Origin of the sequence: Streptomyces sp. PU-14G (assembly GCF_041028275.1) — a bacterium.
GTDB lineage: Bacteria > Actinomycetota > Actinomycetes > Streptomycetales > Streptomycetaceae > Streptomyces.
This window is the reverse complement of the sequence record NZ_JASKYT010000040.1, coordinates 25969-32038: the sequence shown is the minus strand read 5'-3', so window position 1 is coordinate 32038 and position 6070 is coordinate 25969. Positions and strand designations below refer to the sequence as shown.

Sequence of the window (6070 nt, the reverse complement as noted above, 5' to 3'; positions counted from 1 at the left end):
GCGCGGCCCGGGGCGGGGCGGGCTGTCGCCGCGCTACCGGGGAATCCGGCCGCGGGCGTCCTTCTTGCGGCTGCCCTTCTTCTCCTCCGCGAGCAGGGGCGCCAGCAGGTCGCCGTGTTCCTCGATGCGGGCGGGGAGGTCGGAGGTGAGGAAGACGAGGTCGTCCGGCTTCCTGGCAGCGGCGAGTTCGTCCCAGGTCAGCGGCGTGGAGACGGTAGGCCGGTCCTTGGCGCGGAGGGTGTAGGGCGCGGCGGTGGTCTTGGCCTGGTTGTTCTGGGACCAGTCCACGAAGACCTTGCCGCCGCGCAGGTTCTTGGCCATTTTGCTGACCGCCTGCTCTGGCATGTCCGCCTCGGCCTCCTGTGCGAGCTTCTTCGCGTACGCCGACACCTGGTCGGACGGTGTGCGCTCGAGGGGGGCGATCAGGTGCAGGCCCTTCGATCCCGTGGTCTTGGGCAGCAGGGTGATGCCGTCGTCGGCGGCGCGTGCGCGCAGCCAGTCGGCGAGGGTGCGGCAGTCCAGGATGTCGGCGCCCTCGCCGGGGTCGAGGTCGAAGACGAGGCGGTCGGCCTTGGCCTGGTGGTCGGACTGCCACTGCGGGGTGTGCAGTTCCAGTGCGGCCAGGTTCGCGGCCCACACCAGCGTCGCCTCGTTCTGGATGAGGACCTGGTGCAGCGGTTCCCTGCTGACGACGTTGATCTTGCGGGTCGTCACCCAGCTGGGCGTGCCCGGGGGGACGTGCTTGGTGAAGAACTTCTCACCCTCCACGCCGTCCGGGTAGCGCAGGAAGGAGAGGGGGCGTCCGTCGAGGTGAGGCAGGACGGCGTCGGCGATCGAGGCGTAGTAGTGGATCGCCTCTCCCTTGGTGAAACCCGTCGCCGGATAGAGCACCTTGTCGAGGTTGCTGAGGGCCAGCCGGTGGCCCCCGATCTCCGTGTGCGGCATAACCTGAGAGTCCCATAGAAGGGACAAAGTATGCGTTCAATCTGGAAAGGGACCGTCTCCTTCGGGCTGGTCTCGATCCCGATCAAGGTGGTGTCCGCCACCGAGAACCACAGCGTCTCCTTCCACCAGGTGCACACGGACGACGGGGGCCGCATCCGCTACCGCAAGGTGTGCGAGCTGGACGAGCAGGAGGTCCCGCGCGAGGAGATCGGCCGCGGTTTCGAGACGGAGGAGGGCCGCACCATCCTCCTCACCGACGACGACATGGCGGCGCTTCCCCTCCCCACCGCGAAGACGGTGGAGATCCTCGGCTTCGTCCCCGCCGAGGACATCGACCCCATCCAGCTCGATCGCTCCTACTTCCTGGCCGCGGACGGCCAGCGCGCCGACAAGCCGTACGTGCTGCTGCGTGAGGCCCTCAAGAGATCGGGCAAGGTCGCCGTGGCCAAGCTGGCGCTGCGGGCGCGCGAGAGCCTGGGAATGCTGCGGGTGTACGAGGATGCGCTGGCGCTGCACACGATGCTGTGGCCGGACGAGATCCGGTCGGCCAGTGGTGTGGCGCCCGAGGGGCAGGTCGCCGTCCGGGACCAGGAGCTGGATCTGGCGGACACCCTGATGGAGACGCTGGGCGAGCTCGACTGGAGCGATCTGCGGGACGAGTACCGGGAGGCGCTGGAGGAGCTCGTACGGGCCAAGGCCGAGGGGGTCGAGCCGCCGCCCGACGAGTTGCGCCGCAGGACGGAGGCCGGCGGCGGCAAGCTCGTGGACCTGATGTCCGTGCTGGAGCGCAGTGTGCAGGAGGCACGCGGCGGGCGGGAGGCGGGAGAGGGCGGCGAGGCGACGGTCCACGAGCTGGCGGAGCGCCGTGCGGGTGAGCGCCCGGCCAAGAAGGCGGCCTCGAAGAAGAGCGCGGCGAAGCAGGGCGCGGCGAAGAAGACGGCCTCGCAGAAGTCCGCCTCGGGCAAGTCCGCGGCGAAGAAGACGGCGGCCGGGACGAAGGCGGGGGCCACCAAGAAGTCCGCCGCGAAGCAGCAGCCCGCCGCGAAGAGCGCGAAGTCCGCCACGAAGAAGTCCGCCACGAAGGACTCCGCCGCGAAGAAGACGGCGGCCAAGAAGGCCGGCCGCCCCCGCAAGACCGCCTGAACGGCGGACGGTGGACGGCGGGCGGAGGACATGGCGATGCGCCGCCGAAGGGCGGGCGGTTACCCGTGCGGCTCCGGTCTGCGCCCCTCCGGCAGGAACAGGGCCGAGTTCACGTAGCGGCGGTGCGGTGCCACCCTCAGACGGTCCGCTACCGGCTGCGGCAGATCCGCGAACTGTGGGGCGACGACATCGACGACCCCGACAGCCGCTTCGAGCTCGAACTGGTGCTCCGTTCGATGCGGCTGCGCGGCGAACTGGGAGCGCCCTGAGGGGTGCTGGGCCTCGAAGAAACGCCCTGAGGGGTGACGTCCGTACGCTGCGCGAGCTGCCGCCTGACGCCCCGGGAGGAGCGGATCCGCGCCTACGCCCGCGCCGCCGCCCTCAGCGCTCCTCCTCCGTCGGCGCGGAGACGAGGCGCTCGGCGGTCGCGAGATTGCGGCGCCCTAGATCGAGCAGCGGCTCGGTGAGGTGATCGACGCGGGACCAACGCCTGAGTCACATACGACATGGGGTGGACCGGGAGACACCTCCGGGCCCACCCCATGCGCAGTCAAAGGGTGGCGTACGTCCGCGCGTGCTCCGCGAACGAACGGGGCGGGCGGCCCGTGACGCGGGCGACGGCGTCGGTGACCCGGTCCTCCACGCCTTCGGCGATCCGCTGGTCCAGGTCCGCGAGGAAGGCCGCCCAGGCGTCGGGCATCTCCCGCGCGTAGCGCTCCCGCAGCTCCCGCCCGGAGACGGGGCGGTGGCGCACCTCGCGGCCGGTGACCTCGGAGACGGTGCGGGCGATGTCGTCGTACGACAGGGCCTCGGGTCCGGTGAGGATCCAGTCGGTGTTCGGGGGCTCGGGGTCGGCCAGGGCGCGGGCCGCGACGGCCGCGATGTCGTCGGCGTCGATGAAGCCGATCCGGCCGTTGCCGGTGGCCGTGACAATCGCCCCCTCATCGCGGATGCCCTCGGCGTGCGGGTGTTGCCCGGTGAGGTTCTGCATGAACCAGGAGGGGCGCAGCACCGCCCATTCCCCGAACACCCCGGGCAGCGCCTCGTGGACGGGGCCCGTGGCGGGACCGCCGGACTCGACCAGGGAGGAGCTGAGCAGCACGGCCCGGCGCACGCCCGCGCGCCGGGCGCGGTCGAGGAAGGGCAGCATCACCTCGCCGGGGTCGCTCGCGCCGACGGGCGGAACGAGATAGACGGCCTCGGTGCCGTCGAGCGCGGCGTCGTGGGTGGCGGGGTCGTACCAGTCGAAGGCGACCGGCTCGGCGCCGCCGACGGGCCGGGCCGCGCGGCTCGCGGCCCGTACGGGGCGGCCGGCCCGTGCCAGCGCGGCGACGACCCGGCTGCCGGTGGTGCCCGTCGCGCCGGTCACCAGGACGGTCCCGTTCTCAGGCACTGGCGCGGTCCCAGCCCTGGCGCATCGACGCCGGCGCGTCGAGCGGGTTCCAGTAGTCGCGGTAGCGGGTGATAAGGCCGTTCTCGACGGTGAGGATCACGACGTACGACATCGCGAACGGCTCGTCCGTGGCGACGGCGCGCCCGGCGGAGCCGAACTCGACGACGACCGTACGGGGGTCGCCCGTCGTGTGGATCACGAGGTCCGTCAGCTCGCGCACCTCCATGTGCTCCGGGAAGGGCCGCATATAGGCGGCAATGGCCGCCCTGCCCTCCACGCGGCGCGGGGCGCCCTCGGGTGCGTACGGGAACTCCATGACCGCGTCCTGGGCGAACAGTCCCGCCCATGCCTCGAAGTCGTTCTTCACCAGCAGGCTCATCCCGTTCCTGAAAACCTGCTCGGGGGTGGCGGCGTCTGCCATCTCCGGCTCCTTCGCCTACGATTTCACGTACGATACGGACCGGCGGTCCGTTACAGCTTCGACTATACGGACCGCCGGTCCGGATGGCAAGTCGCGACAAGAGGACGAGAGGAGCGTTCGACATGCGCGAGCCCCGTACGCGCGCCGACGCCGTACGCAACCGGGAGGCCGTACTCGACGCGGCAGAGGCGCTCTTCGAGCGCGAGGGCCCCGCCGAAGTGAGCATGAACTCCGTCGCGGCGGCGGCCGGCGTCGGCAAAGGCACCGTGTTCCGCGCGTTCACCGACCGCGCCGGACTCCTCCAGGCGCTCGCCGAGCGGCGCACGGCCCCGTTGCGCGAGGCCATCGCCGAGGGGGCGCCGCCGCTCGGGCCCGGCACACCGCCGCGCGAGCGGATCCCCGCCGTGCTGGACGCGGTGGCAGGCGCGAAGCTCGACAACCGGGCGCTCTACCTCGCCCTGGAGGAGACGGGCTCTTCGAGCCCGTACCAGGCCCCGTCGTACGCCTGGATGCACGCGACACTGCGCGACGGTCTTGAGCAACTGACCGGGACGGGGCGCGCGAGCTATCTCGCGCATGTGCTGCTGGCCGCCGTACGGGCCGACCTGATCACGCAGTTGGCGGGAGAGGAGGGGCTTACCGCCGAGGAGATTCGCGAGCGGCTCGGGGCGTACGTCGCATCGGTGCTGCCTTAGGGGCCACCCCTCACAAGGTCATCGCGGCCGAGCCCGGCCTGGTCCTCGCCGGCGAAGTCGAGGCCGCCGCTCCCCCCCCCCGGCGGACGCTCCTTGCAGTACCCCGGGTTCGGGCCCAGACGGAAACCGCCGGGGAGCGGCGCTGATGACCGTCGCGCGGATATCGGGCGCCACGTCGGGCGCTTGAGGGCCGCCCACGGCGCGTTTCGCTGCTCGCGCTTGCGCATGGGCATGCGCATGCGCATGCCCAGGGGCTTCTCCCGCATCTTGCCGATACCGCCCGCCCTGCGCGGTCTGCTTGATCGCAGTCAGCAGCGCCACGGCGCTAGGGTCGCGCTGTTTCACCGTCGACGTGTCCATGTAGGCGTCCCGCAGCCGGTTGTGCCACAGGTCGAGGTACCCGCCGCAGTCGGGGCGGAGGTACGCCTCGGTCGGCCGGACCTCGATGCCCAGTTCTTGCGCGTAGGCGAGGGTCGGAGTCGAGTACCAGGCGGGCCCGGACGGCGCCTCGCCGGTCGGAGTGAACGGGGAGGGAAGGCGCGGGTCGAGGTCGATCCACTCCTTCGTGCGGAGATCCTTCGTGCGGAGATCCTTCGTGCGCAGGGGCACGCCGGACAGGTCGACCAGCCACGTACCCGGAAGCTTCTTATCGAAGGCCGGGCCGTCGGTGTGCACCCACGGCCACGGCCCACAGCCCACGGCCCACGGCCCACGGCCCACAGTGAGCCGGTTCGCCGCCGCCAGAAACGCGACGTTGATATCCAGGCCGACGACGTACGGGGCGGCGCGCTCCTCCTCGGTCGGCGCCCGGCGCCACGCGAGGGCCTCCTCCATCAGGCTGAGAGGTGACGTGTCGCGGAGGAACGCCCCGAGGGCTGACGCGGATCCGGAGGAACGCCCCGCGGGGGCCTGACCGGATGAACGGGGCGAGCCGGCTCGGTAGACAGGCGATCTAGCGGTCGGTCGGGAGCATCCCGTCGCGCGGCGGCTCCCCGCCGGCTTCTTCTCCCAGCATGCGTCGCAGCAGGTCGCGCAAGAGGGTCCGCTCGACCGGCGTGAGCCCCTTGAGCGGCTCCCCCGCGAAGCCGAGCTCGCCACGCAGCCGGGCGGCCGTGGCCAGGCCCTCCTCGGTGGCGGCGGCCAGCTTGATCCGGCGGTCGGCGGGGTCCGGCCTGCGCTCGACCAGGCCGCGCGTCTGAAGACGGTCGACTATGCCGGTGACGTTGGACGGCTCGCACTTCAGCTGCCGGGCGAGCCGCCGCATGGGCGTGGCCCCGCGGGCCAGCAGGGTGAGCACCCGGGCCTGTGCGCCGGTCAGCGCGTGCGCGGAGGCGGCCAGCTCGTACTCCTCGTGGTAGCGCGTCACGACCGTGCCGATCAGCCCGGCCACTTCGACGTCGAGCGCGTCCTCGGCCGTTTCGGTGCTCCGCACGTCCGGGGTAGGAGTGTCCGCTGCCATACGACCAGCCTAAC

The 6070-nt window shown here is 71.8% G+C and carries 6 protein-coding genes and 2 pseudogenes; 3 read left to right on the top strand and 5 right to left on the bottom strand.

The window, feature by feature from the left end:
- Positions 1-33 precede the first annotated feature (33 nt).
- Entirely contained in the window at positions 34-945 is a 912-nt protein-coding gene (ligD, locus tag AB8Z75_RS07690) for a non-homologous end-joining DNA ligase (RefSeq protein ID WP_369200639.1), read from the bottom strand.
- A gap of 30 nt (positions 946-975) precedes the next feature.
- Between ligD and AB8Z75_RS07685 the strand changes: the two genes are divergently transcribed.
- Together AB8Z75_RS07685 and AB8Z75_RS07680 are read left to right on the top strand one after the other, a co-directional pair.
- Positions 976-2088, top strand: coding sequence for a Ku protein (locus AB8Z75_RS07685; protein WP_369200638.1), 1113 nt, complete (start codon positions 976-978; stop codon positions 2086-2088).
- A gap of 113 nt (positions 2089-2201) precedes the next feature.
- Positions 2202-2357: pseudogene (locus AB8Z75_RS07680) on the top strand (helix-turn-helix domain-containing protein); the annotation flags it as partial.
- Between the two features lie 281 nt (positions 2358-2638).
- On the opposite strand, the gene AB8Z75_RS07675 reads toward AB8Z75_RS07680, so the two are convergent.
- On the bottom strand, positions 2639-3481 hold the full coding sequence (locus tag AB8Z75_RS07675; protein ID WP_369200637.1) for an NmrA family NAD(P)-binding protein: 843 nt from the start codon (positions 3479-3481) through the stop codon (positions 2639-2641).
- Positions 3474-3902, bottom strand: coding sequence for a nuclear transport factor 2 family protein (locus AB8Z75_RS07670; protein ID WP_369200636.1), 429 nt, complete (start codon positions 3900-3902; stop codon positions 3474-3476). Before AB8Z75_RS07670 ends, AB8Z75_RS07675 begins: the two co-directional genes overlap by 8 nt.
- Before the next feature lie 122 nt (positions 3903-4024).
- Between AB8Z75_RS07670 and AB8Z75_RS07665 the strand changes: the two genes are divergently transcribed.
- Positions 4025-4597 carry a TetR/AcrR family transcriptional regulator gene (locus AB8Z75_RS07665; RefSeq protein WP_369200635.1) on the top strand — a complete coding sequence of 191 codons (573 nt, stop codon included), beginning with the start codon at positions 4025-4027 and terminating at the stop codon, positions 4595-4597.
- Between the two features lie 245 nt (positions 4598-4842).
- Here the strand turns inward: AB8Z75_RS07665 and AB8Z75_RS07660 are convergent.
- Both AB8Z75_RS07660 and AB8Z75_RS07655 read right to left on the bottom strand, forming a co-directional pair.
- Positions 4843-5377, bottom strand: a pseudogene (locus AB8Z75_RS07660) (transcriptional regulator); the annotation flags it as partial.
- A gap of 172 nt (positions 5378-5549) precedes the next feature.
- Positions 5550-6056, bottom strand: a complete 507-nt coding sequence (locus tag AB8Z75_RS07655) for a MarR family winged helix-turn-helix transcriptional regulator (RefSeq protein ID WP_369200634.1) — start codon at positions 6054-6056, stop codon at positions 5550-5552.
- Positions 6057-6070 lie beyond the last annotated feature (14 nt).